General features: G+C 57.3%; 22 protein-coding genes and 4 pseudogenes. 6 read left to right on the top strand and 20 right to left on the bottom strand.

Features of this window, described 5'->3' with window-relative positions:
- The first annotated feature begins 38 nt into the window (after positions 1-38).
- Together nagB and ACESY8_RS09855 are read left to right on the top strand one after the other, a co-directional pair.
- The gene (gene nagB / locus ACESY8_RS09860) at positions 39-764 is read left to right on the top strand and encodes a glucosamine-6-phosphate deaminase (protein ID WP_087360811.1); all 726 of its coding nucleotides are present in this window, start codon (positions 39-41) and stop codon (positions 762-764) included.
- A 350-nt stretch (positions 765-1,114) separates the two neighbouring features.
- Positions 1,115-1,474 (top strand): annotated as a pseudogene (locus ACESY8_RS09855) (transposase); the annotation flags it as partial.
- 55 nt (positions 1,475-1,529) lie between these two features.
- On the opposite strand, the pseudogene ACESY8_RS09850 reads toward ACESY8_RS09855, so the two are convergent.
- Positions 1,530-1,669, bottom strand: a pseudogene (locus ACESY8_RS09850) (transposase); the annotation flags it as partial.
- Positions 1,670-1,705: 36 nt separating this feature from the next.
- On the opposite strand from ACESY8_RS09850, the gene ACESY8_RS09845 reads away from it, so the two are divergent.
- Both ACESY8_RS09845 and ACESY8_RS09840 read left to right on the top strand, forming a co-directional pair.
- On the top strand, positions 1,706-2,002 hold the full coding sequence (locus ACESY8_RS09845) for an alkaline phosphatase (protein ID WP_054339161.1): 297 nt from the start codon (positions 1,706-1,708) through the stop codon (positions 2,000-2,002).
- Positions 2,003-2,087: 85 nt separating this feature from the next.
- Complete coding sequence (locus ACESY8_RS09840) at positions 2,088-2,378, top strand: hypothetical protein (RefSeq protein ID WP_054339160.1); 291 nt, start codon at positions 2,088-2,090, stop codon at positions 2,376-2,378.
- 21 nt (positions 2,379-2,399) lie between these two features.
- Here ACESY8_RS09840 and ACESY8_RS09835 read toward each other — a convergent pair whose 3' ends face one another.
- The 3 genes from ACESY8_RS09835 to ACESY8_RS09825 form a co-directional block, all read right to left on the bottom strand.
- Entirely contained in the window at positions 2,400-3,437 is a 1,038-nt protein-coding gene (locus tag ACESY8_RS09835; RefSeq protein WP_054339159.1) for a 4-hydroxythreonine-4-phosphate dehydrogenase PdxA, read from the bottom strand.
- 289 nt (positions 3,438-3,726) lie between these two features.
- Positions 3,727-4,944, bottom strand: a complete 1,218-nt coding sequence (locus ACESY8_RS09830) for an amidohydrolase family protein (protein ID WP_087360792.1) — start codon at positions 4,942-4,944, stop codon at positions 3,727-3,729.
- Between the two features lie 36 nt (positions 4,945-4,980).
- Entirely contained in the window at positions 4,981-6,006 is a 1,026-nt protein-coding gene (locus ACESY8_RS09825) for a 2-keto-3-deoxygluconate permease (protein ID WP_054339158.1), read from the bottom strand.
- 319 nt (positions 6,007-6,325) lie between these two features.
- Between ACESY8_RS09825 and ACESY8_RS09820 the strand changes: the two genes are divergently transcribed.
- Positions 6,326-8,197: a sigma-54-dependent Fis family transcriptional regulator gene (locus tag ACESY8_RS09820; protein ID WP_054339157.1), complete on the top strand. Its 1,872-nt coding sequence runs from the start codon at positions 6,326-6,328 to the stop codon at positions 8,195-8,197.
- A gap of 782 nt (positions 8,198-8,979) precedes the next feature.
- On the opposite strand, the gene ACESY8_RS09815 is transcribed toward ACESY8_RS09820, so the two are convergent.
- The 7 genes and pseudogenes from ACESY8_RS09815 to ACESY8_RS09785 form a co-directional block, all read right to left on the bottom strand.
- Positions 8,980-9,306 (bottom strand): sporulation initiation factor Spo0A C-terminal domain-containing protein, encoded by a 327-nt coding sequence (locus ACESY8_RS09815; RefSeq protein WP_082382922.1) that lies wholly within the window; start codon positions 9,304-9,306, stop codon positions 8,980-8,982.
- Positions 9,307-9,308: 2 nt separating this feature from the next.
- Complete coding sequence (locus ACESY8_RS09810; protein WP_087360795.1) at positions 9,309-9,578, bottom strand: helix-turn-helix domain-containing protein; 270 nt, start codon at positions 9,576-9,578, stop codon at positions 9,309-9,311.
- 187 nt (positions 9,579-9,765) lie between these two features.
- On the bottom strand, positions 9,766-9,939 hold the full coding sequence (locus ACESY8_RS09805) for a transposase domain-containing protein (RefSeq protein ID WP_082382920.1): 174 nt from the start codon (positions 9,937-9,939) through the stop codon (positions 9,766-9,768).
- Positions 9,936-10,769, bottom strand: coding sequence for an IS66 family transposase (gene tnpC, locus ACESY8_RS09800; protein WP_338154766.1), 834 nt, complete (start codon positions 10,767-10,769; stop codon positions 9,936-9,938). The genes ACESY8_RS09805 and tnpC overlap by 4 nt, the downstream gene beginning before the upstream one ends.
- Positions 10,770-10,785: 16 nt before the next feature.
- Positions 10,786-11,376 carry an IS66 family transposase zinc-finger binding domain-containing protein gene (locus ACESY8_RS09795; RefSeq protein WP_242957320.1) on the bottom strand — a complete coding sequence of 197 codons (591 nt, stop codon included), beginning with the start codon at positions 11,374-11,376 and terminating at the stop codon, positions 10,786-10,788.
- Positions 11,377-11,492: 116 nt separating this feature from the next.
- Positions 11,493-11,848: pseudogene (gene tnpB / locus ACESY8_RS09790) on the bottom strand (IS66 family insertion sequence element accessory protein TnpB).
- Entirely contained in the window at positions 11,838-12,086 is a 249-nt protein-coding gene (locus tag ACESY8_RS09785) for a hypothetical protein (RefSeq protein WP_140402481.1), read from the bottom strand. The pseudogene tnpB and the gene ACESY8_RS09785 overlap by 11 nt, the downstream one beginning before the upstream one ends.
- Positions 12,087-12,639: 553 nt before the next feature.
- Here ACESY8_RS09785 and ACESY8_RS09780 point away from each other — a divergent pair.
- Positions 12,640-13,026, top strand: a complete 387-nt coding sequence (locus ACESY8_RS09780) for a DUF4368 domain-containing protein (protein ID WP_152970511.1) — start codon at positions 12,640-12,642, stop codon at positions 13,024-13,026.
- Between the two features lie 193 nt (positions 13,027-13,219).
- On the opposite strand, the gene nifJ is transcribed toward ACESY8_RS09780, so the two are convergent.
- The 9 genes and pseudogenes from nifJ to ACESY8_RS09735 form a co-directional block, all read right to left on the bottom strand.
- The gene (nifJ, locus tag ACESY8_RS09775; protein ID WP_087360797.1) at positions 13,220-16,750 is read right to left on the bottom strand and encodes a pyruvate:ferredoxin (flavodoxin) oxidoreductase; all 3,531 of its coding nucleotides are present in this window, start codon (positions 16,748-16,750) and stop codon (positions 13,220-13,222) included.
- A 76-nt stretch (positions 16,751-16,826) separates the two neighbouring features.
- Positions 16,827-17,987 carry a UxaA family hydrolase gene (locus ACESY8_RS09770; RefSeq protein WP_054339153.1) on the bottom strand — a complete coding sequence of 387 codons (1,161 nt, stop codon included), beginning with the start codon at positions 17,985-17,987 and terminating at the stop codon, positions 16,827-16,829.
- A gap of 13 nt (positions 17,988-18,000) precedes the next feature.
- Positions 18,001-18,291 carry a UxaA family hydrolase gene (locus tag ACESY8_RS09765; RefSeq protein ID WP_054339152.1) on the bottom strand — a complete coding sequence of 97 codons (291 nt, stop codon included), beginning with the start codon at positions 18,289-18,291 and terminating at the stop codon, positions 18,001-18,003.
- Between the two features lie 39 nt (positions 18,292-18,330).
- Positions 18,331-19,698, bottom strand: a complete 1,368-nt coding sequence (locus tag ACESY8_RS09760; RefSeq protein WP_054339151.1) for a GntP family permease — start codon at positions 19,696-19,698, stop codon at positions 18,331-18,333.
- A 43-nt stretch (positions 19,699-19,741) separates the two neighbouring features.
- A complete protein-coding gene (locus ACESY8_RS09755; RefSeq protein WP_087360801.1) occupies positions 19,742-21,025 on the bottom strand; it encodes a nickel pincer cofactor-dependent isomerase, group 22 in 1,284 nt (427 codons plus the stop codon).
- 146 nt (positions 21,026-21,171) lie between these two features.
- Positions 21,172-21,666: an IclR family transcriptional regulator gene (locus ACESY8_RS09750; protein WP_498794724.1), complete on the bottom strand. Its 495-nt coding sequence runs from the start codon at positions 21,664-21,666 to the stop codon at positions 21,172-21,174.
- A gap of 105 nt (positions 21,667-21,771) precedes the next feature.
- Positions 21,772-21,933: pseudogene (locus ACESY8_RS09745) on the bottom strand (helix-turn-helix domain-containing protein); the annotation flags it as partial.
- A gap of 153 nt (positions 21,934-22,086) precedes the next feature.
- Positions 22,087-22,863, bottom strand: coding sequence for an enoyl-CoA hydratase-related protein (locus ACESY8_RS09740; protein ID WP_054339149.1), 777 nt, complete (start codon positions 22,861-22,863; stop codon positions 22,087-22,089).
- Between the two features lie 17 nt (positions 22,864-22,880).
- Positions 22,881-23,165 (bottom strand): electron transfer flavoprotein subunit alpha/FixB family protein (locus ACESY8_RS09735; protein ID WP_498794722.1); only part of this gene is annotated, 285 nt, incomplete at its 5' end.

The following is a 23,165-nucleotide window of genomic DNA, read 5'->3' as shown; positions in this document are numbered from 1 at the left end:
AAAAGATATCATATATAAATAAGGAGAAACAGACCGTGATTCGGATTTATGCGGCGGAAAATTATGATGAGATGAGTGAAAAGGCGGCGCGTATCATTGTTGCTCAGGTGATTATGAAGCCCGAGTGCGTGCTGGGCCTGGCCACCGGTTCCTCTCCCGTGGGCACCTATCAGCGGCTGGTAGAGCGGTACAAGGCGGGCAAGATCTCCTTTGCCGGCGTGACCACCGTGAACCTAGACGAATACAAGGGCCTGTCCGGTTCTCACGACCAGAGCTACCGCTACTTCATGCAGCATAACCTCTTCGACCATGTGGACGTGCGGCCCGAGCGCACCCATGTGCCCAACGGTCTGGCCGAGGACGCTGAGGCCGAGTGCGCCCGCTACGACGCGTTTGTCCGTAGCCTGGGCTGCGCCGACTTGCAGCTGCTGGGCGTGGGCCGTAACGGCCACATCGGCTTTAATGAGCCCTGCGGCGAGTTCGTAGTACCAACCCATGTGGTGGACCTGACCGAGAGCACCATTAAGGCCAACGCCCGGTTCTTCGCCTCTCGGGATGAGGTGCCCCGTCAGGCTCTAACCATGGGCGTGGGCGTGATTATGGGCGCGAAGAAGATTGTAATGGTCGCCAGCGGCGTGGACAAAGCGGATGCGGTGTACGGCATGGTGAAGGGGCCCGTGACCCCCGGACTGCCTGCCTCCATCCTGCAGCTCCACCCCGACGTGACCCTGGTGGCGGACAAGGCAGCCCTGTCCAAGCTGTAAGAGAATTGGATTTGGAAGAGAAAAGCTGGGGCACTCCCAAAGGGGAGTGCCCCAGCTTTTTGCGCTTATAGAATGGGAATTGGATTGGCTCTGGATAGGGAACAGGAGCTACGCCGAATGAGCGCGGGCGGGTAGAAGTAATCCGCATGCTCAGCAGAGGGGGGGATTGATGCGGGCGAGCGGAATTTCACAAGCCTGCCGCCCGACGAGCCCGGTGGGCTGGCGTATGGTGGTGAGGGGACGGAGCACAGGTAGGCGATAGAGCTGTCATCATAGCCTAGCAGAGAATAGTGCCGGAAATAAATGTACCGGGACCGCGGTTTCCATCCCGGCGCTCCAATGACTATCTTTCAAAGGAAATAAAGAAAGCTGCCCAGGAGAAAGCCAAAGCTGTAGTGGAGCAACTACGCTCTATGTGGCTGAAAGAGGTTGCAAAGAAGGTGGAGGATGGCATTGAGGAAACGCTGACTTACTGCGTTTTTCCCTGTGAACGCTGAACCCGCATCCGTACCAATAATGTCGTTGAACGGCTGAGCCGGGAAATCCGCCGCCGCACTCATGTAGTGGGCAGTTTTTCGGACGGTAACTCTGCACTGATGCTGGTCTGTGCCCGGCTGCGCCATGTGGCCGGCACCCAGTGGGGCAACAAAAAGTACATGAATATGAAGCACCTGGAGGTTGCCGTTGAGGACGCCTCCATTGCTGGCTGACTTCATTCATCCCAGAACCTGCAAACTAATTTGCGCAAAATCCTCGACACTATCCCCGATTCAGCCGCTCAATGACATTGTTGGTGCGGATCTGTGTCCAGTGTCCGCTGGGAAAATCTTAATAGGCCAGTTCTATTCAATTCTATCTTCCATTTTCCTGGCGGCATCTTCCAGCTTCATTGACTGGGATTGCTGCTAGAATGGCCACATTGATTATAGGGCGATAAACTGGTGCTCACCGACTACAAACTGGGACAGCTCCGCGCCGCCTACGAGAAGAGCATCAACGGCACCGCTGCCAGCCAGTACGAGCAGGAGGAAAACGTGCTCTACGGCACCTACGAGCCTCTGAGCGTCCCCCTCACTCACATCATCAACAACAGGTCCGGCATCTCCTTCACCTCTTACAGCCACACCGGCCTGCCCGTGGCCGTGCTGGCCCACGGTGTTAACGCCGGGCAGTTCAACGGCTACTACGACAATACTCAGATCTATCACAAGCTGGCCGGCATGCTCGGCGTAGCCTAACTCCTGCTTTCCCACTTCCATACAGCCGAGGCGGATGGGGTCTCCCCACCCCATCCGCCTCGGCGCAGAAAGTACTTATCCATCTATGCGTTTTCTACGTGACCCCGCCCAGCGCCGCTACTACGTCCCCGTCGTGCTCTGCCTGGCGCTGACCGCCATGCTACTCCTCCTCCCCACCGGGTATGAAGGGGCCATCCAGTACCAGGAGGCCGACCGCTGCGCGGCCCGGGTGCTGGCGGTGGACGACTCCACCATCGTGGACACCGGGCTCGTCCGCTCCGGTGAGCAGCGCTGCACCCTGGAGCTGCTGGGCAGCCGGTTTCAGGGACGGACCGCCACCGGCATCAACATGCTCAACGGCCCCTTTTTTATTTAAAAGGTGTCTGCCTGTCCCGTTTTACTGCTTCTGATAGGTGCGGTCGGTAACGGCCATCTTGGCACACAACTTGTATGCGGTCTCAAAAGCCGAGGTGGTACAGGTGCCAGTGCCGGCGATGTCATAGGCAGTACCATGGGCGGGTGTGGTGATGGCGTAGGGCTGGCCGGCAGCCACCGTGACTCCGCGCTCAAAGCCTTTCAGCTTCAGAGCGATCTGGCCCTGGTCATGGTACATGGTCACCACGGCATCGAACTCACCCTTGAAGGCACGGATAAACAGGGTATCGGAGGGAAAGGGCCCCACGATGTTCCTGCCCTCGGCGTTGGCCCTGGCCACGGCGGGCCGGAGCACGTCGATCTCCTCACGGCCGCAGGTACCGCTGTCTCCGCCGTGGGGGTTAATGGCGGCGATAGCCACCTTGGGGTCCTCATAGCCGGCCCGTTTCAGGGTCTCATAAGCCAGGTCGATGGCATCGCCCACGGTCTTAAGGGTCAGGTGAGCGCTGACATCCTTCAGGGGAATATGACTGGTAGCGCGGGAAGTCCACAGGCCGTCCAGCACGTTCATCTCGCCGTGGGGCTTGTCCATCACGCCCAGTTCCTGGGCAAAGAGCTCATGCTCGCTTTCAAAGTGGTAGCCGCCGTTCTTCATAGCCGCCTTGTTCAGCGGGCCGAAGCAGAAGCCCTCCAGCAGGCCCCTTTTGCAGTAGTCCATAATCATGACCAGGTTATCGGCCTCTTCCTTGCCGTTTACAGCGGAGACCACGCTCAACTCCACTTTGGAGGCATCTAGGCTCTTGGTGTCCATCAGAACCAGACCGGACTCCGTCTTGGCCTCTTCCACGGCGTCTTCCATCGTGCCAAAAACCGTATAGGAAAAGGAAACACCGGTGTCCCGCATACCCCGCTTGAGCACACCCTCATCTCCCACCAGCACGGGCTTGGCGTGCTCCATCAGAAAGCCGTTGGCACACAGCTTGGCAATGATCTCGGGACCAATGCCGGCCGCGTCGCCTAGTGGCACGGCAAGAATAGGCTTTCCAGTAAACTGACTCATATTAATTCCTCCATTTTTGATCCGAAATGACCACAGCGGATCCGCTCTCGGTATTGGCAATCACTATAAAGCAAGCCTTATGCCAAATATCAAATTCTTCGGCAAATCTCACGGATTTCCCGATTTCTCACGATCTCGCGCTCTTCCTTTGTGCGATTTGCACAGACTCCTGTCGGGACTGACACCGCAGTGCGGCCACTCCTCTTATTCAGCGAAACAACGGTGTGCAATATATGAACTTATTTGTTTCAAACAGTTTCTATTCTGTTTCACTCGACTGCTGGGAACGTTACAGTTTGACCATAGATGTACGACAACCGGGCTTTGCTTGGCCGCCCTCCTTATAAATAACACCTTTTTTCATCACAAAGGGCACCTGCGCCAGAACGGCGGGATCCTCCAACGGGTCTCCGGAAACAGCAATGAGGTCCGCGTCCGCGCCCTCGGCGAGGATCCCCTTCTTCCCCGACAGCCCGGAGATATAGGCGGCGTTGACGGTGATGCCCTTCAGGGCGTCCAGCTTGCTGGCCCCCAGCTCCACAGCGTACACCACCTCTTTCCACAGCAGTCCGTGGTTTGCGTCGGTGCCCAGCGTGAAGTGGACACCGGCCCGGATCAGCTCGCCCACACACTGGCGGACGATCTCCCGACCGGCCCGGACGCTGGCCGCCCCGGTCGCAGAGAGATAGGGCTCCCTCTCAGGGTCCAGATAGATGCCAGTGGTCAGGTCCACCCAGCACTCGGGGTGGGCCTTGAGCAGTTCGATGTCCTCCCGGGTAGCGCAGTAGGCGTGCTCGATGACGGCCACCCCCTGTTCCACACAGTCACGCAGCGCCTGACCGCCGATGCAGTGGGCGGCCACGGACAGGTGGAGCCGGGCACCTTCCTCTACCACCGTGCGGATCTCCTGGGCGGAGAGGAAGGAGGGCACGAAGCCCAAGTTGACATTAAACACGCCGGGCGTTGTAAATATCTTCAGCAGACTGACGCCCTTGGCCACATTGGCCCGGGCAGTGCGGCGGAACTCCTCCACACCGCAGTGCGGCATCCCGATGTAACCGCTCCCGTTGGAACCTTTCATACCCACCCCGGCGGGCAGGATATCAGGACCGATCACGTTGCCCGCCTCGATCTCCTTTTTCAGCTTCAGGTCCAAGTCGTACTTCTCGCCCATGCAGCGCACGGTGGTAACGCCTGAGAGCAGGTCGTCCATCAGTCCCTCCTCTGCCAGCAGAGTGAGCTTGCACTCGCTGGCTGTAGCCAGGGTCTCCAGGTGGTTCACCTTTCTTGCGTCAATGCTCAGGTGGTCGTGACACTCGATCATGCCCGGGAGGACCGTTTCCTCCGAAAGCTCCACCATCTGCGCTCCGGCCCGGTCCGCGTTGGTAAGTTCTCTCACGGGCAGGACCTTGACGATGGTCCCCTCATCTATCACAATTGCACCGTTGTCCAGTGGCTCCAGCTGTTCGCCTCTGAGCACCCGCCTGGCGGTAATGATCTGTTTCATGCTATTCTCACGCTTTCTTCAAATTCGTTAGGCTGTTCAGCTCTTCTTCTCCGGGGGTGCCGCTTCCGTATGGTCGGGCCTCCGCTTCTTGCCGCGCTTCTCGAACCACTTGTCGCTCCACTTGGTCAGGAAAGAGACCATCAGCGGGCAGAGGATCGCGGTGAGCACCACGCTGGCGGCGATCTGCGCCGAGGCAGTCTCCACCTGCCCCTCAAAGCTGGGGTCGGAAGCGGCAATAGCCGCCGGCGTACTGGCCGCCACTCCGGCAGTGGTGCCGATGGCCGCGCCCATCGGATCGGGCCGGCGGCGCAGCAGGCTGTAAATGACGAAGGAGATCAGACCGGTGACCACCAGGGTCATCAGGCCCAGCACGATGCCGGACAGGCCGGCCTTGGCAATGTTGAACAGATTCATGCCGGCACCCAGGGTGAAGCCGTTGAAGGGGGGCAGCAGCACCATGCCGGGGGCCAGGATCTTCCGCCACTCATGGTCCAGGTTACCCACGATGAAGCCCAGGATCATGGGTACCATGCAGGAGATCATGTCCTTCACCGGAAAGGTACCCAGGCCGGAAGCACCCAGGGCGATCATGGTAAAGAAGGGGCCATCGTTGAGCGCCAGGATCGAGGTGGCGCCCACATCACTCTCTTCACCGTACTCATTGGCCAAGGTGGCATAGATGACGCCGTTGGAGTTGGTCACCGCGCCGATGATGGCCAAGGAGCTCAGGCCCAGCAGCCCGGCCTCGCCGAAGACAGACCGCACCAGCAGGCCCAGGCCGAAACCCAGGAAAAACTTCAGGCAGGTGAGTACCACGCCCACATAGATGGTGCGGCCGGCCATCTTTACATCTATGGTCGCGCCGCTGCAGAACAGGAACAATCCGATCAGGGTCTGAATCCCCCCCTTGAACAGGCCGGTGGTAAAGCCGCCGATGGTCAGGAGGTCCGGGAAAAAAGTATTGACCAGACAGCCGGCCAGCAGGGGGATCACCATGACTCCCGCGGGGAATTTCCGCATGGTACGTAAAATGGGTACATTTCCTAAGATACTCATGCTCATGCTCTTGTTCTCCTTTTATCTCTTTTGTTTCTGCCGCCCGTCCGCCGAGACGATCTGGGATCAGCCGGTACAAGATATAAAGCAATATCTATACCAACTTTTTATCGGCGGTTTTGCCCAAATCTTTTCATCGATCTATCCAAATTCTTGTTAGCGTCTTTTGGCAAAGTTCCAATTAGCTTTCCAGTTGTATTTCATAATTTCTAAATATTTCTAGCTAAAGTCTAGCGCATTGCATTGCGCATTGCATTGTATAATCGCATATTTGCAATTCTCTCTGCTCCATGCTATACTATCGTGACAGCAAGGAGGACGGGCCATGTATCATATCGTGTTTTTAGCACCCTACTCATCCAGCATCCCCCTGATTGAGCAGGTCTTTCTGGCTAGGCCGGACTGTGACGAACTGTTCTATGAGATCATCCTGGACCGATACAACAACCAGCTGGAACATATCCATGCCGACGCGGTCATCGCCCGCGGGTTCACGGCCCGCACCATGAAACGGCTGAACATTCCCGGAGTGGAGCTGAGCGTTAGCGGCTACGACGTGGTGCAAGCCATCGACCGTGCTGTCAAGGGCTGGCCCGGCACCCGAATCGCTCTGATCGGAGCACAGAACCTGCTGGATGGTGCCGAGACTATATCCAGCATTTTCAGTGGCAGAGACATCCGCGCCTACCCGATCCTGGACGAGACACGGCTAGAGCAGACCATCCGCGCCGCCGTGGCGGACGGAGCACAGACCTTGGTCGGCGGATCCTCCACCTGTGATCTGGCGCACCAGTACGGCTTGCCCTGCGTACTGATCGAGTCAGGTTGGGGGAGCATCGACGCCGCCATCACCAGCGCCGCCAGCATGCTTCGCGCCGCACAATTTGAGCGGGAACGGGCTCAAACACTGAACACCATCCTCAATTCTTCCTTCCAGGGTGTCCTGCTGACCGATCACCTGGGACAGGTGGAGATGTCCAACCGCTATGCTCTGGAACGGCTCGGTGCCGGGAAGGGGCCGCTGAAGGGGCGGCTGGTCACTGAGTTTTTTCCTGATCTGCCCTACCGTACCCTTCTGGACCAGAGGCAGGCCGTCCAGGCCCAGCTCTTTTCCTGCGGCGGGCAGGACTACATGCTGAACTGCGTGTCGGTCGGGGGGGAAGAAGGGCCCCGATGCGTCATTACCTTCCAGAGCGTGGAAAAGATCCTGCGGGAGGAGGGGGCCATTCGGGCCCGTGCGCACCGGCAGGGCTTTGTAGCCAAACATACCTTTCAGGATATTCGCCGCACTAGTTCCGCCCTGGAACAGACCATAAGGATCGCAAAGGAGTTCAGCACGGCGGAGGCCAATATTCTGATCCGGGGCGAGACTGGCACAGGAAAGGAGCTTTTCGCCCAGTCCATCCACAACACCAGTCCCCGGCGAAACGGCCCCTTCGTAGCCATCAACTGCGCCGCGCTGCCCGACAACATTTTGGAAAGCGAACTATTTGGCCATGTGGAAGGGGCTTTTACCGGAGCTATGAAGGGCGGCAAGGCAGGCTTCTTTGAGATCGCACACAGGGGCACCCTTTTTCTGGATGAGATCGGCGATATCTCTCCCAAGCTCCAGGGGCAGCTGCTCCGGGTGCTCCAGGAACACGAGATCATCCGCGTAGGTGGCGACACGGTGATCCCAGTGGATGTACGGGTTATCACTGCCACCAATAAAGATCTGTCCTCTGAGGTGCAGCAAGGTGCGTTCCGCGAGGATCTGTTCTACCGGCTGGACGTGCTGGAACTGGAGCTGCCCCCCCTCCGCCAACGGAAGCAGGATATCCCCCGTCTGCTGGAATATTTTCTGGATCTGGAGCGGGAAAAGCATGCTTGCGTCCTGACTGACATCTCCCCCGACGGGATGAAGTTACTGACCGCATACCCCTGGCCTGGAAACATCCGGGAGGTCATCAACTTTTGTGAGCGGCTGTGCATCCTGTGCAAACACTCCACCGCCGCCCCGGCGGATATCTACATGGCGCTCCCCCGCCTGGCGGATCATACCTCTGCTCCTAGCCCTGATGTCATTCGTTCAGATGCCCGCGCCCGGCTGGAGCAGGCCCTACTGCTCCACCATGGTAACCGCCAGGCCACCGCGCGCTACCTGGGCATACATCCCACTACCCTCTGGCGTCAAATGAAGCGCTTCGGCCTGTGCTAACCGGGCTCTATCAAGGATCTATCAAGAAACACAAAAAGCGACTGCCTGAGGGTGACCCATCAGAAGGACAACAAAGCCGATTTAGTGTATCAGCATAGGATGCACCTGCAAATTTTGTAGGTGCATCCTATTTCCCTGATGTTTTGTTAAGTCACACACCCTTGCCAAGTACTTTTGATCTACGCTTCATCTGCAGGGAGTGATTACTGGGGAAGCAACGCTGTCCTTGTTTTATAAGTACGCGAGTGAGTATTTCAATCTACGCTCCTCGTGTGGGGAGCGACAAAGAATTATTGTGTCTCTCCTTGGGCTGAAATGTGAGCCAGATAAGAAGATACCATGCTGCTCCCCCTTTACCTGATGAAAGCGATCTAATCCCTGGCCATGGGCCGTCAGACCGCCACGATCTTCTGTGCTGCATAAGCCATCTTGTTCAAAGGTCTACTGGGCACCACACTTTGTATATTTCACGGAATATCCCCGCTGTTCCAGCGCGTCCGCCCAGAACACGATCGCCACCCGCATAGACACCCATTCCAGCATCTCTACACCTCCTGTCCTAAGTTCGAGTATCTTACCATTGGGCGAATCATTTTGCAGCCATCTATGCGGCGATTTTCTCCAGTACACAGGCATCCCATGCGACACCCACATCGGAAGATATCCCCTATTATGTAAGAAAATAGGTTCATCATGAGCCCACCATTTTTTATTTGTAAGTAAACGCCAAATGGCAATAGCGCCAGCCCGCATCTCGGGCTGGCGCTATGAGCTAAAAGGTATTATTCTGTAAATTGGATAAGATAGACAAGCAAGGAGATAAACTGAGAGGCAGATGGTTTGGAGTCCAATGCAAAACCAGATAATTTCTGTAGTCCAGATGCATTTCTCATCCAAATAATTTTAAGCGCGGTGCGGATATTTTTCTCAACAGCTCTCCAGCTTGTCCGACAGTGCTTTGCAACCTGGGGGTAGAGCCATTTTGTTACCATGGTAAGAGATAGCGGTTCAGCGGCGGCAATTTTAACTGCTGTGGTAATATAGTGGAACCCAGAATAATTGGCCGAGAGTCCCAGGTTGTATAGCAGACGGGTCAGTTTCTCGTCCATTGTCACACACGCTCCTCGGAATCTATTTCGTCCAAACTGTTAGCCAGGGGGATCAAATCGCCTATTTCGCAGTTGTAACAGGTGAGCATTTTTCTCAGTATTTTCAGGGGTGGCTCTTTTTCACCTGCCTCATATCTTTGGAGGGTACGGGTACCACAAGATAGTTTCTCGGCAGCTTTCTCTTGTGTAAGGCCTGCTTTCACTCTTAAACGCTGAAAAGGTATTGAGGGATGTGTACCGCCTACTCGCACAATTACTTCCTTTTTTTTCATAGCTAATTCCTCCTAAAAACATCCGGAATGAATATCCAGACTTATTTTACAGGAATCGTTATTAGTTGTTCCCGCCAATTCTGGCGGGTCATGAAAAAGGAAAAATTTGTCAATATGCCAAATCAACTGCAGAGCCGGGCCGGCAATAAAAATGGATCTGCTGTGCAGCAGATCCATGAAAATTATATCACACACAAGATAGATACGTGCGGCACCGCTCCGGTGCCCATTCCGGCAGCAGCTTAGCGGCCCAATCATCATCTGCTTCCGTCAGCACCGGCGCATTGCTCATTATATAAACCAAATAGCGGTATGGATCAAGCCCATTTTCTTTGGCAGTTTCAATCAGGCTGAAAATCACCTCCTGCCCTGCGCCCCATTTGGGGTGTTGGCAAACAAGAAGTTCTTCCGGTCCATTACAAAGGGCTTTATGCTGCGTTCGGCCCGGTTGTCGCTCAGCTCCAGCCGCCCGTCCTCCAGATAACGGATCAGGTGCGGCCACTGCGCTTTCAAATAGTACACATCCTTCCCCAAAGCAGACTTTGGCGGTGACTTACTGCGTTCTGCCCATGACAACAGAGCGTCCAGAACCTGCTTTGCCCGGCTCTGCCGCTGGATACATCGTTCTTTAAATGGAAGACCGGCGATTTCCCGCTCTATGGAGAACAGCTGGTTACAGAACTGCTGCCCCTCCAGGGCCGCGCATCCCGCCTGTTCTCCCTTGGGCAGGGCGTTCACCGCCTCGTCAAATTTCCGCCGTGCGTGGGCCCAGCCCCCAACCACCCGGATGCCACCGGGCAGCTTGTGGTACCCTGAGTAGCCATCCGCGTGCAGATACCCGGCAAAGCCTTGCAAGAATGCCGCTGCATTCTCTGCTTTCCGGTCCGGCTGGTATTCATACAGCACAATGGGGTGCTCGGCATCGCACCCCGTCCGGTAAAGCCACATGTAACTCTTGGACTGGGCGGATTTCCCCGGCTTCCGCAACACCTGCAGGGTGGTCTCATCCGCGTGCAGCACCTCCCGCCCCACCAATTCCTGGCGGAGCTGGTCATATACCGGCCGGAGCCAGTCCTCCGTTACCCGCAAAATCCAGTTACTCATCGTCTGCCGGGATAATTTTACCCCGGCCCGGTTCCACTCCTGCTCCTGCCGGCACAACGGGGAGCCCATCACAAACTTCTGTACCACAAGGCGAATTGCCGCATTAGCGGCAAGAGAGGGCCCCCTGGGGGGTGATGCGGGCAATCGCCTCCGGGGACGCATAGCTGCCAGGGATCACGGCCGGGCTCTTTTTTTCCTTTACAACTGGGGTTTCTGTGCTCTCCTTTTTGCAGCGCTGGCAGGAATAAGCATAGTATACATCTTCCCGGATCTTCACCTGGGCCGGGATCATCACCAGACTCCTCCGCACCTCTTTGCCAAGCACGGACATCTGGCTGCCGCACTCCGGGCAGACCTGTACCGCCTCATCCGGATAGTGCTCCACTACTTCAACCGGCACATCCTCCGGAAGCACTTCTTCCACCCGGGACGAACGTTTTTCCCAGGTATGCTCTGCCACCGTGGTCGCCTCCCGCGCTTTTTTCTCCGCATCCTGCCAAGCCTCCGCCTCGTTAAAGACGAAGCTCAACCGGTCCATCAGCTCCTCTTGGGTATGCTCAGAGGATGAGCCGTAGGTCTTTTTCTTCACCAGCCGCAGCTGTTCCATCAGCCACTCCAACTTCTGATTCAGCTCCGCATACCCCTCGCTCTTCTGGCTCAGCGCGTCATATTCCACACGCGAAATGGTCACCATTTCCGTGTTGCTTGTTGCTGTTTTCAAATCGTTTATTATGAACCATTATACCATAAAACACCTTGAAATACCAGTGTTTTGATGGCGTTTCAGATATTGTTGATACAATTTTCCCTCTATACCACGCTTAGAGCAACCACCTCTTTCAGCGACTTTGGCTGGTCTATCTGCAGCCCTTCCACCAACCAACAGTACTGCTGCCAAGTCAGCTGTCGTACCTCATCTCCGCTGCGCGGCCAATGGAAGTTTCCCTCCTCCAGTCGTTTATATAGCAGCAGGAATCCGTCTTTTTCCCAATAAAGCGCTTTCAGTCGGTCTCCTCGCCGCCCACAGAACAAAACAAGGTGTTCGTAAATGGATCCAGCTCAAACTGCCGCCGTACCAGAGGAGCAAGCCGCTCAATACCCTTCCGCAGATCTGTGTATCCCACCGCCAGGTATATCCGGTCCGCTCCAGTGAAGTCACTCAGCATGGCGCACCACCTTGCACAGCGCCTCCACTACTGTGGCATCGGCTCCTTCATAGATATCGATTTCAGCGTTACCCACACGCAGCGTGGCAATTACTGCTGCCCGACGTACCGCTTCTGTGGGCATCTCTGCCAAACAATCCGGGGCAGTCGTACCTTCTTCCGGAGACGACAATTCTGCAAACTGTACTTTCGGTTCCCTGAGCCCCGTGCCTTGAATATGGGCCTCCTGCTGCTCCATCAGTGCCTCAAATACCTTCCGTTGCCATTTATAGGACTGATTCGTTGTGATCCCTTTCTTGCTCACACCAGGTCATGACATTCAGCCCACTGTGCTGGAACTCCCGGACCAGGCCCGCTCATTCAGCAAGCCGGTACTCTCCTTTACTTCCCAGATGCTCCTTTTCTCCATCATGCCACCTTCCCTTCTACGGAGGGGATAAGTGCCGTGCCTCTTACTTTCCGGAAGTCGGGGCACTATCCAAGTTGGGGCAAGTGCTGTAGCTTTAAGGAAAGTCACAGCACTACCCAAGTTGAGGCTACTTTCGACCTCTCCGCGCTATGATGGTATTTTCCCATATCCTTTTTGCTTCTTCAATCCGGCCCTTTTTTGACGCTCACCTTATATCCGGGAGTGTGTGTTGGATGACGTGGCTCTGGAGAACCTCCGGCGGACGACGGCCATGGCCAGGGAACACACCCAGGAGTTTGCCGCATACGCCGCATACATTGGTAGCAGGCAGTCCACGGAGATCTGAAAAGAAGTGCGCAGGCTGGAACGGGATCTAACCGCCATGAAGAAGATAAGCAAGGAACTGGGCAGCATCTTCAAATGTCTCTACAAAGACAGCATCCTAGGCCGGATCACGGCGGAGCAGTTCCAGACACTCTCCGGCAACTACACCCAGGAGGTGGAAATATTAAATAAGCCCCTCCCGGAGAAGGAGACCGCCATCCAAAAGCTGCGGGAGCAGGTGTCCGATACAGGCCACTTTATCTCCATAGTAAGGCGGTACACCGACATCCAGGAGCTGCTGCGGCTGATCATCCAAAAGATCGTGGTCTACGAGGACGTAAAGTGGAGCAAGCACACCCAACAGACGGTGGCGATTCACTACAACGACATTGGCTATGTGGACCTTATCCAGCCGGAAGGTCAGCCCACCACAAAAGGTGCATGAAGCAAAAAAGAAACCCCGGCAGATACTGCCGAAGCAATATCTGCCGAGGCTTCAGACACCTATAAAGTTGCCCCTGTCAGTGGGCAACCGGGGGCGGCCACTTTTCGCGTAAGAAAAGGGATTTGAAGGGAATCTATCCGGACATCCATGCATGGGTTCGGACCGGATCAGCAAAGAAGGGGGTTCAGCGGACTCAGTTCTGCTCGTCTGCCATGCGGCGGTACTTGTTGTACCGGGCCTTGATATCGGCGATGGCCTTCTTATACAGCGCATCGGCACGGTCTGGGAAGTTGTTCTTAAGAGAGGCAAAGCGGTTCTCACCCATCATGTAATCCATCAGTTTGCTGGTATCTGGCTCAGGAGAATCCAGCTGGAAGGGGTTCTTGCCCTCGGTGATGCGGCGGGGATCGTAGCGATAGAGCTGCCAGTAACCACACTCCACAGCCTTCTTCATCTCGGTCTGGGTACAACTCATACCAGCCTTGATGTGCTGCTCCAGGCAGGGGCAGTAGGCAATGATGATGGAGGGGCCGGGATACTCCTCCGCCTCGCGGATGGCCTTGAGGGTCTGGGCCTGGTCGTAGCCGATGGCAACCTGAGCAACGTAGACATAGCCATAGTTCATCAGGATGGCACCCAGGTCCTTCTTGGCGATGTGCTTGCCACCGGAGGCGAACTTAGCCACAGCGGCAGTGGGCGTGGCCTTGGAAGACTGCCCGCCGGTATTAGAATACACCTCGGTGTCCAGCACTAACAGGTTCACGTCCTGGTTCTGGGACATAACGTGATCGATGCCGCCGAAGCCGATGTCGTAGGCCCAGCCATCGCCGCCGATGGCCCACACGGACTTCTTGGACAGGTACTCCTTGTTATCCAGGATGTATTGTCTATCCTCGCTTTTCCCGGCGGCCTCCAGAGCCGCGATCAGCGCGTCGGACACGCTACGGGACTTCTCTTTGTCCGCCCAGTTGGTCACATAGTTGTCAATGGCCTCCACAGCCACACCGGCTGCCTTCAGGCTCTCCATGCGGATGAGCAGCTCCTTGCGGATGGCATCCTGAGCGTGGAAGAAGCCGAAGGCGAACTCGGCATTGTCCTCAAACAGGGAATGCTCCCAGGCAGGACCAAAGCCGCGGTTATCCTTGCAGTAGGGCAGGATGGGGGCACCGCCGCTGTAAGCGGAAGAACAGCCGGCAGCGTTGCCAATGTACATCCGCTCACCCACCAGCTGGCTGACCAGCTTGATATAGGTGGTCTCGGCACAGCCGGCGCAGGCGGCGGAGAACTGGAAATAGGGCTTGGCAAACTGGATGGACTTCATGTTCTTGCTGTTGATGACATCCTTCTTCAGGTAGCGCTCGTCCATGGCCACCTGATCGAAGCTGACCTGCTCCTCTTTCATTTCCTCGAAGGGGGTCATGGTGAGGGCATCCTCCACAGGGCAAGCCTTCAGGCATACACCGCAACCTAAGCAGTCATAGGGAGAGACTTGGATGCGGTAGGAATAGGATGGGGCACCCTTACCCAGGCCCCTGGCGGGCACAGTGTGGAAGGAAGCGGGCACGCCGGCCTTTTCCTCCTCGGTAAGCAGTACAGGACGGATGGCCGCATGGGGGCAGGTAGCCACGCAGCGGTTGCACTGGGCACACTTACTGCCGTCCCACTTGGGCACCATCGTGGCCACGCCGCGCTTAGAATAGGCGGAGGTACCGTTCTCCCAGGTACCGTCCAGCACACCGTGCTTCTGGAACACGGACACAGGTAGCCTGTCGCCCTGCTGACGGTCCATGGGCAACACGATCTCCTTGACAAAAGGAGTGGCCTCGATCTCAGCGGCGGGGGCGTCCACGGCATCGGCCCAGGCGTCAGGGATCTCCACCTTCACCGCGGCGGTAATGCCGACGTCTACAGCGGAGTTGTTCTTGTCCACGATAGACTGGCCGGCCTTCTTGAAGTAGGAATTGTAGTTGTTCTTCTTCATGTCCTCCACTGCCACCTCCAGGGGAATGACCTTGGTGAGGGCGAAGAAAGCGGCCTGTAGGATACTGTTGGTCCGGTTGGCACCCAGGCCCACCTGTACCGCCAGCTTGGAGGCGTCAATGATATAGAACTGTGCGTGCTTCCGGGCCAGGTCCCGCTTCATCTTGGCGGGCAGTCGGTTCTCCAGCTCTTCAGGTGTCCATGTGCAGTTGAGCAGGTAGGTGCCGCCCTCCTTCAGATCCTCGGTGGTGTCATACTTGGTGATATAGGTGGGGGCATGAACCGCCACAAAGTCAGCGGCAGACACCAAGTAGGTAGAGCGGATGGGCTGATCGCCGAAGCGTAGGTGGGACTGCGTCAAGCCACCGGACTTCATGGAGTCATAGGAGAAATAGGCCTGAGCGTATTTGTTGGCTACCAGTCCGATGGTGCTGATGGCATTCTTGTTGGCGCCCACGGTGCCGTCGCCCCCTAGGCCCCACAGCTTGCAGGAGACCATGCCGGGATGTGGCAGCTCCATCTCCTTATAATCCAAAGAGGTGTGGGTTACATCGTCATTGATGCCGATGGTGAAGCTGTTCTTGGGCTGGGCCTGGTCCAGGTTGTCATACACAGCGGCCAGCATTCCGGGGGTAACGTCCTTGGAGGACAGACCGTAGCGGCCTCCCACCACCTGGATGTCGGAGCGGCCAGCCTGGTTGAGGGCGGCGCACACGTCCAGATAGAGGGGCTCGCCCACAGAGCCGACTTCCTTGCTGCGGTCCAGAACAGCGACCTTCTTGCAGGTCGCTGGAATGGCTTCAGAGAAGTGCTTCACAGAGAAGGGACGGAACAGATGGATCTGCACCATGCCCACCTTGCGGCCGTTAGCGTTGAGATAATCCACAGTCTCCTTCAGGGCCTCGGAAGCGGAGCACATCACCACAATGACCTCTTCTGCGTTGTGGGCACCGTAGTAGTTGAACAACTTGTAGTCCCGGCCGGTGATGGCGTTGATCTTGTCCATGTAGTACTGGACGGTGTCGGGCACGCTGGCACTCTTGACGTTGGCGCCCTCCTTGCACTGAAAGTAGATGTCGGGGTTGACGTTGTTGCCCCGGTTGGTAGGATGCTCGGGGTTGAGCGCGTGGCGGCGGAACTCCTTCACCGCCTCCTGGTTCAGCAGGCCGCGCAGATCTTCGTAGTCCAGCACCTCGATCCGCTGCATCTCATGGGAGGTGCGGAAGCCGTCAAAGCAATGCATGAAGGCGTACTTGGCACCGATGGCGGACAGATGGGCAACCGCACCCAGATCCATGGCCTCCTGGGGAGAAGAAGACATGAGCATGCCGTAACCGGTGGTGCGGCAGGTCATAAAGTCGGTGTGGTCGCCGAAAATGGAGTGGTGGTTGGAGGTCACCACCCGGGAGGCGATGTGGATGACGCTGGGGAGAAACTGACCGCCCATGGCATACATGGCGGGGATCATCAGCATCAGGCCCTGAGAAGATGTGAAAGTGGTAGTCAGAGCACCGGCCTGAAGGGAACCGTGGCAGGTACCGGCGGCGCCGGCCTCAGACTGCATCTGGATCACATCCACGGTGGAGCCGAAGAGGTTCTTCCTTCCCCTCTCGGCCCATTCGTCCACCTTCTCCGCCATGGGAGAAGATGGTGTGATCGGGTAGATGGCGGCCACCTCGGTGAACGCATAGGCCACATGGGCCGCAGCAGTGTTGCCGTCCATCACGGCATAGTTTTTTTTCATCGGATCGTTCATCTCCAAATATTTTGTTATCGGAAGTTACCAAGATCTTTCGCTCTCGGGCACAGCCCGCAGCGGGTTACACGAAGTTGCACACCCTTGCGATCGCCATTTCAGTAAAGCCAAGCGCCTCCGCTTTCGTCTGTCGGCCGCTGGCTACCTCAGCCACCAGCTTCAGTAGCTCGTCGCCCATGGTCTTTAGATCGCCCCCGTAGATGATGGGAGAGGCGTCCACATCTATGTTGTCCTCCATCTTGGCGAAGGTCAGGCGGTTGCCAGTGATCTTGATCACTGGGGTAATGGGGTTGCCTGTGGGGGTGCCCCGGCCGGTGGAGAACACTACCACTTGGGCACCGCCAGCCACCATCGCGGCCACGGAAGAGGGATCGTTGCCTGGGGTGTCCATGATCACCATGCCGCTCTTGGGTTCCACCTGTTTGGCATAGTCATACACCGCCATGACGGGGGTATGGCCGCCCTTGTGGATACAGCCCAGGGACTTTTCTTCCAGCGTGGTGATGCCGCCGGCCTTGTTGCCGGGAGAGGGATTGCCCTCCCGCACCTCTTCCCCGACCAGTTGGAGCGCCTTCTCGTAGCGGTGAACGATCTCAAAGATCCGGTCGTGGACCTCGGGTGTGGCGGCGCGGCGCGCCAGGATATGCTCAGCGCCGATGAACTCGGTGGTCTCGGACAGGATCGAGGTGCCTCCGGCGGCCACCAGCCTGTCGCTGAGTTCGCCGATCAGCACATTGGCGGCCAGGCCGCTGGTGGGATCGGAACCGCCGCACTCCGTACCCACGATCAGCTCAGAGATGGGGAATTCCTCTTTTTGCAGCAGAGAGGCCTCCGCGGCCATCTCCTTGGCATAGCGGACCGCCATGTCCACCGCCTTCAGGGTGCCGCCCACCTCCTGGATGATTACCTGCTTCAGCGGCTTGTTGGTCCGCTCCTGGATGGCCTTCACCACCAGATCCATCTGGCAGTTCTCGCACCCCAGGGACACCACCACTGTGCCGTACACATTGGGGTTGGCGGCATAGCCCGCCATTACGTCCATGGTCAACTGCTGATCCGAAGCCACCTGAGAACATCCCAGCTGGTTATTGAAGGTCACGCTTCCCATCACCTGCTGGGCAATGATGCGCGTCGTATCGGAAGCACACACGCTGGCAGGCAGGATCAGCACTTTATTCCGTACGCCGACACGACCGTCGGGCCGCCGGTAACCGTAAAAAGTCATCTTTTCTTCCTCCTTACGCCTTGGCTTCCAGGTCTTCCCGGTGTCCCTCCACGTTGTGGACATGGACATGTTCGCCCTTGCGAATGTCCCGGGCGGCCAGACCGATGTGCTCGCCGTATTTGATGATGGGCTGGCCCTTGGCAATGTCGCAGGCGGCCAGCTTGTGATAAATGGTGATATCCTCCAGGGCGGTCAGGCTCTGCTCCTGACCGGCGCACAGATAGGTCACAGTCTCGCCTTTTCCGATGGATTCAATGGCGATCACCACATTGTCCGCCGGTTCAACGATCATTCCGTTTCGCATGGTACATATACTCCTTTCCCCGCTTCCGCGGGAGAGACCTTACAGCGGGATCACGAGGGCGCCGATCAGCGCCAGCACGAAGATGCACAGGGACGAGAGGAACGAACCCAGGGTATACGTCTTCAGACCGCCGGTAATGGTCAGGCCGGACATGTTGGTGGCCACCCAGAAGCCGGAGTCGTTGATGTGGCCGATGGAGTTGCCACCGGACAGGCAGGCCAGGGCGATCCACACAGGATGGCAGCCCACAGCGGGGGCGATGGTGGCCATGATGCCCATGGAGGTCATGCCGGCCACAGTGCCGGAGCCCTGGGCCACGCGGAAGATCATGCCGATGATGTAGGCCAGGAACATGGCGGGGACCACGGAGGTGGTATCGGTGCCCAGCAGGCCCACGATGGCGTCGCCGATGCCGGTGGCGGTGATAACGGAGGCAAAGCTGCCGCCCGCGCCGGTGATCAGCAGCACCACGCCGGCGCTCTTGAGCGCCTCGCCGGCGGACTCTTCCAGATGGTCACGGCCAATGTAGGGCAGGCTCACCAAGTAAGCGCCCAGGGTGCCCAGCAGCATGGCGATCAGCTTGTCGCCCAGGAAGCTGCAGATCACGGGCGCTTCCTCGAACATAGCGCTGCCCAGGGTGCCGAAGAGAATGCACACCACAGGGATGATGATGGGTAGCAGGGAGATGAACAGAGATGGCTGCTTCTTGCCGGAGGGCTGGCTGTTCCGAGCGGACACCAGCTCGGCGGTGACGTTGGAGCTGTGGTTCACGTCCTTCGCCTCGTTCCAGATGCCCATATCGTGGATCTTGATGAACAGGAAGTCGGACACCAGCACGGTAATGAAGCCCACGACCAGGCCCACGATCAGCATGATACCCAGGTCGAAGCCAAAGATGTCGGCGGCAGCCAGGGGGTTGGGCGTGGGCGGCACCACGCAGTGGGCGGTGGTCGCGCCAATGGTCAGGCAGCCGGTGACATAGCACATCTTCATGTTGATCTTGGAGGCAATGGTGATGCCGATGGGGATCAGGATGATGAAGGTAACGTCAAAAAACACCGGCACGGACAGGATAAAGCCCGCCAGACTCAGGCCCCAGATAGCCCGCTTCTCGGGGAAGGCCGCTACCAGCTTATCGGCGATGACAGAGGCGGCGCCGCTGTCGCTCATCAGCTGGCCCAGAATGGTGCCGAAGCCGACCGGCAGACCGATGCTGGTCATCATGCTTCCGAATCCCGAAGAGATGGTGGTCGCAGTGGTGAGCAGGTCCAGGCCGCCGGCCAGGCCCATCAGAATACAGGCCACCACCATGCCGATGGCCGCGTTAAGCTTCAGAACGATGATACAGAAGAGGATGACCGCGATCGCGGCCACCAGCGCCGCGATGAGCGTTACAGGACTTGCCACAAGATTTCCTTCTTTCCAAAGTACAGATTTTTTCTACTGTGGGTCAGAACAGGTTTCCGTTTTCATCAAAGGGCAGATCATAGGGCTCAGAGAGAACCTCGATTTGAGGATTCGCCTTCGCTATGGGCAACAGGCCCTCGGAAATCTCGATGTACTCAATGTGCATGGTGTCTGGGATGCGGATCATCTTCATACAATCCGCATCCTCCGCCTCGGGACAGCAGCACAGAGCCAACTGTATAGCCTCCCGATCGTTGTCCATAATCATGGGGATCTTCATCAGGTGAAGGAAGGTATTGGTGACGCCTGTGGGATACGTCATCTCTAGCTTCATTTTGTCAAACAGGCGGCGGGTGGTGACCTCCGCTAGACCGACGCCCTGGGCATTGCCGTGTGTCTCGTCGGTCAGGTCCAGGATGACCACTTTCTCCGCCTCAATGCCGCCAGAGCAGTACTTGGGCTGGACAAAACGACCTGAGATATTGGGATCCATACCGTCGCCAGAGATGTTCTTTCCGATCTTGTCCACCACCAACACATCACACTTGTCAAAGAGCAAATGGGCAATTGTCTTGTAGGACAGGTCCCGCAACTTAGGCTCTTCCGTAATGATCTCCCTAGCGGTAAGACCCTGAATCAGATATGTATCATCATAAGCGTTCTCAATAATAGCAATGCCGCCCAGAATAGGGCAATTTTCCAGAATGGTGCGACCGTATTCCTCCACCAACTCATGCATAATGGCAGGACTCTGGTGATGGAGGCTCTCGGCGCCCTTCTGCTTGCCCAAGCCAATGGCCATCATCTTCATCAGGCCACTCTCATACCGGCCACGGAAGGATGTGTGGGGCTTAATCCGGTTGAACAGCAGGATTCCGTCGGCCTCGGCTGCGTTCTTGTCCACATAAACCGGCTGTCCGCGCACACCGGACAGCCCCACCTGTACCGTCTCCATGGAACTCTTGATGGGACACCCCATCGCCTCTTCGGTGATACCGTAGTCGGCCAGAATCTGGGTCTGGCCTTCGGCGGTGGCGCCGCCGTGGCTGCCCATCGCGGCGACGATATAGGGTTCAGCCTCCTTGGACTTGACAAAGTCCACCATAGCGCGAGCCATAACAGCGTAATGATGGATCCCCCGGCTACCACAGGTAATGGCGATTTTCATGCCAGGCTTGATCTGGCCGCCCAGGGCCTCCCGGGACAGTTCCAGGGTCACAGTGGATGCGATATCCGCTTCGGGGATATGGGTGTCGTCAAACACCTCACGTATCTTGACCATCTTTGGCACGGATACATTCTTGATAAGATCAGTAATGGTTTTCAAGCCATACGCCCTCCTATTCTCCCTTATTCCTATTTGCGCCCTTATGTTTCCAAATAAGATCCATATTCTTATTTGCAAATTCAAGTTTTACACACTGATACGCCCGACCTCCGGCCCTCCATTCTCCAAAAACCATGCAGGAGGGATCAGCAGATGTCGTGTACCTCGGCCAGCTTCTCGATCTGGCTCTGAGCAGTACACAGGCACTGGGCCACCTGGGCAATCTTTTCTTCCCCACAGCGGAAGACAGGGATCGACACGCTTAGGGCGGCAAACACTCGCCCGTCTTTCCGCAGAGGGACAGCCCAGCAGGCCAGCTGGTCAGTTGACTCTTCCCACTCGGTAGCTACCGCTCCCTCACGGATAGCGCGGAGCTGATCCAGCAGTTCGTCCATGTCAGTAATGGTGCGCTGACTGAGTTTAGGCAGGCCTTCGGGATAGAGTCCTCTGACCTCCTGGTCGGTATGTCCGCTAAGCAAAGCCTTTCCCAATGCAGTAGCATTGGCCGGAAGCCGAGTTCCCACCCGGGAAATCATGCGGATCGCCTGGGGAGAATCCTCCTTGGCCACATAGAACACCTCGCCCCGGTCCAGAATTCCGAACTGACAGGTTTCCTGACAGACCGCTACTACCTGACGCATGACGTCAAAAACTGGTTCCATACCCTTACGCGCGGAGAAAGATGCCCCCAGGATCAAGGCACCGGGACCAATCTGATAACGTCCGGTGCCGTAGTCCTGTATCAGATAGCGCCGTTCTTCCATCGTATGTACGATAGGAAAAAGGCTGCTCTTAGGTGCACTCAGTCGTTGGGCCAGTGCTGTGAGCGTCAGCCCCTCTTCTGAAATGGACACCTGTTCAAATATGTCTAAAATCCGTGCTGTGGTGCGGTGCTGCTCCTGTGCCATAGCGCTCTCCTCTTACTCTTTAATAGGCTTCTCCAGCTCCGCCGGCAAACGCCCTTCGGAGCGGACACGGTCGCCGGACTATCAGGCGCACCGCGCTTTTTATTATAGCCGCCTCAGAGAGCGGATGCAAGGCTACCAGCCCGCGCCGGGCGCTCACCGATTGTGGAAGTTCTTCTCCCTGCGCTTCTCCAGAAAGGCACCCATACCCTCGTTCTTGTCCTCCGTGCCGCAGCAAACACCAAACGCCTCAGCCTCAAAGGCAGAACCGGTGGTTATGTCAGTCTGCATACCCATGCGGATGCACCGCTTGGATTCGCACACAGCGATCTGGGCATTGGCACAGATCGCGTCGGCCAGCTCCATCGCTTTATCCATCAGCTCTTCGGCGGGATAAACTTCGCTGACCAGGCCGATAGCCTTGGCCTCCACTGCACTGATGACCTTGCCGGTGAGGATAAGCTCCATCGCCTTGGAGATGCCCACGATGCGGGGCAGGCGCTGGGTACCGCCGGAACCAGGGGTGATACCCAGGCCCACCTCAGGCTGGCCGAACTTGGCCGCCTCGCTGGCCAACCGGATATCGCAGGTCATGCACAGCTCGCAGCCACCGCCCAGGGCAAAGCCGTTGATGGCGGCGATAACGGGCTTGGACAGGTTCTCCAGTTTCAGGAACACGTTGTCACAGTGAATGGCAAAGCGCTTTCCGTCAATGGCAGAAAATTGCCTCATCTCGGCGATGTCGGCTCCGGCCACAAAGGAACGGCCCGCGCCGGTCAGAATAGACACGTAGATCTCTTCGTCGGCGAGCACCTGATCCAGCACCTCGTCCAGATCGGTAATAACCTGTGTGTTCAGGGCGTTCAGGGCCTCCTGCCGGTCAATGGTTATAATGCCAATGTGCCCCTTTTTCTCCAGTTTTACAAAACCCACATCAGTTTCCTCCTGTCTTACTTCTCAGCCTTGGCGGCGCGGATGGCCTCGATGAGCATGGGGGTGACCTTGTAGAGGTCGCCGCAAATGCCGTAGGAGGCCACGTCGAAGATGGGGGCGGACTCGTTCTTGTTCACCGCGATGATGCACTCGGAGTCCTGCATGCCAGCCAGGTGCTGGATGGCGCCGGAGATGCCCAGGGCCACATAGATGCGGGGGTGCACGGTCTTGCCGGTCTGGCCCACCTGGTGGTCGGCGGAGATCCAGCCCGCGTCGACACAGGCGCGGGAGGAGCCCACGAC

Origin of the sequence: Clostridium sp. ATCC BAA-442, assembly GCF_964239415.1 — a bacterium.
Classification (GTDB): domain Bacteria; phylum Bacillota; class Clostridia; order Oscillospirales; family Oscillospiraceae; genus Flavonifractor; species Flavonifractor plautii.
Note: the sequence above shows the minus strand (reverse complement) of the source record. Positions and strands in the feature narration are given on the sequence as shown.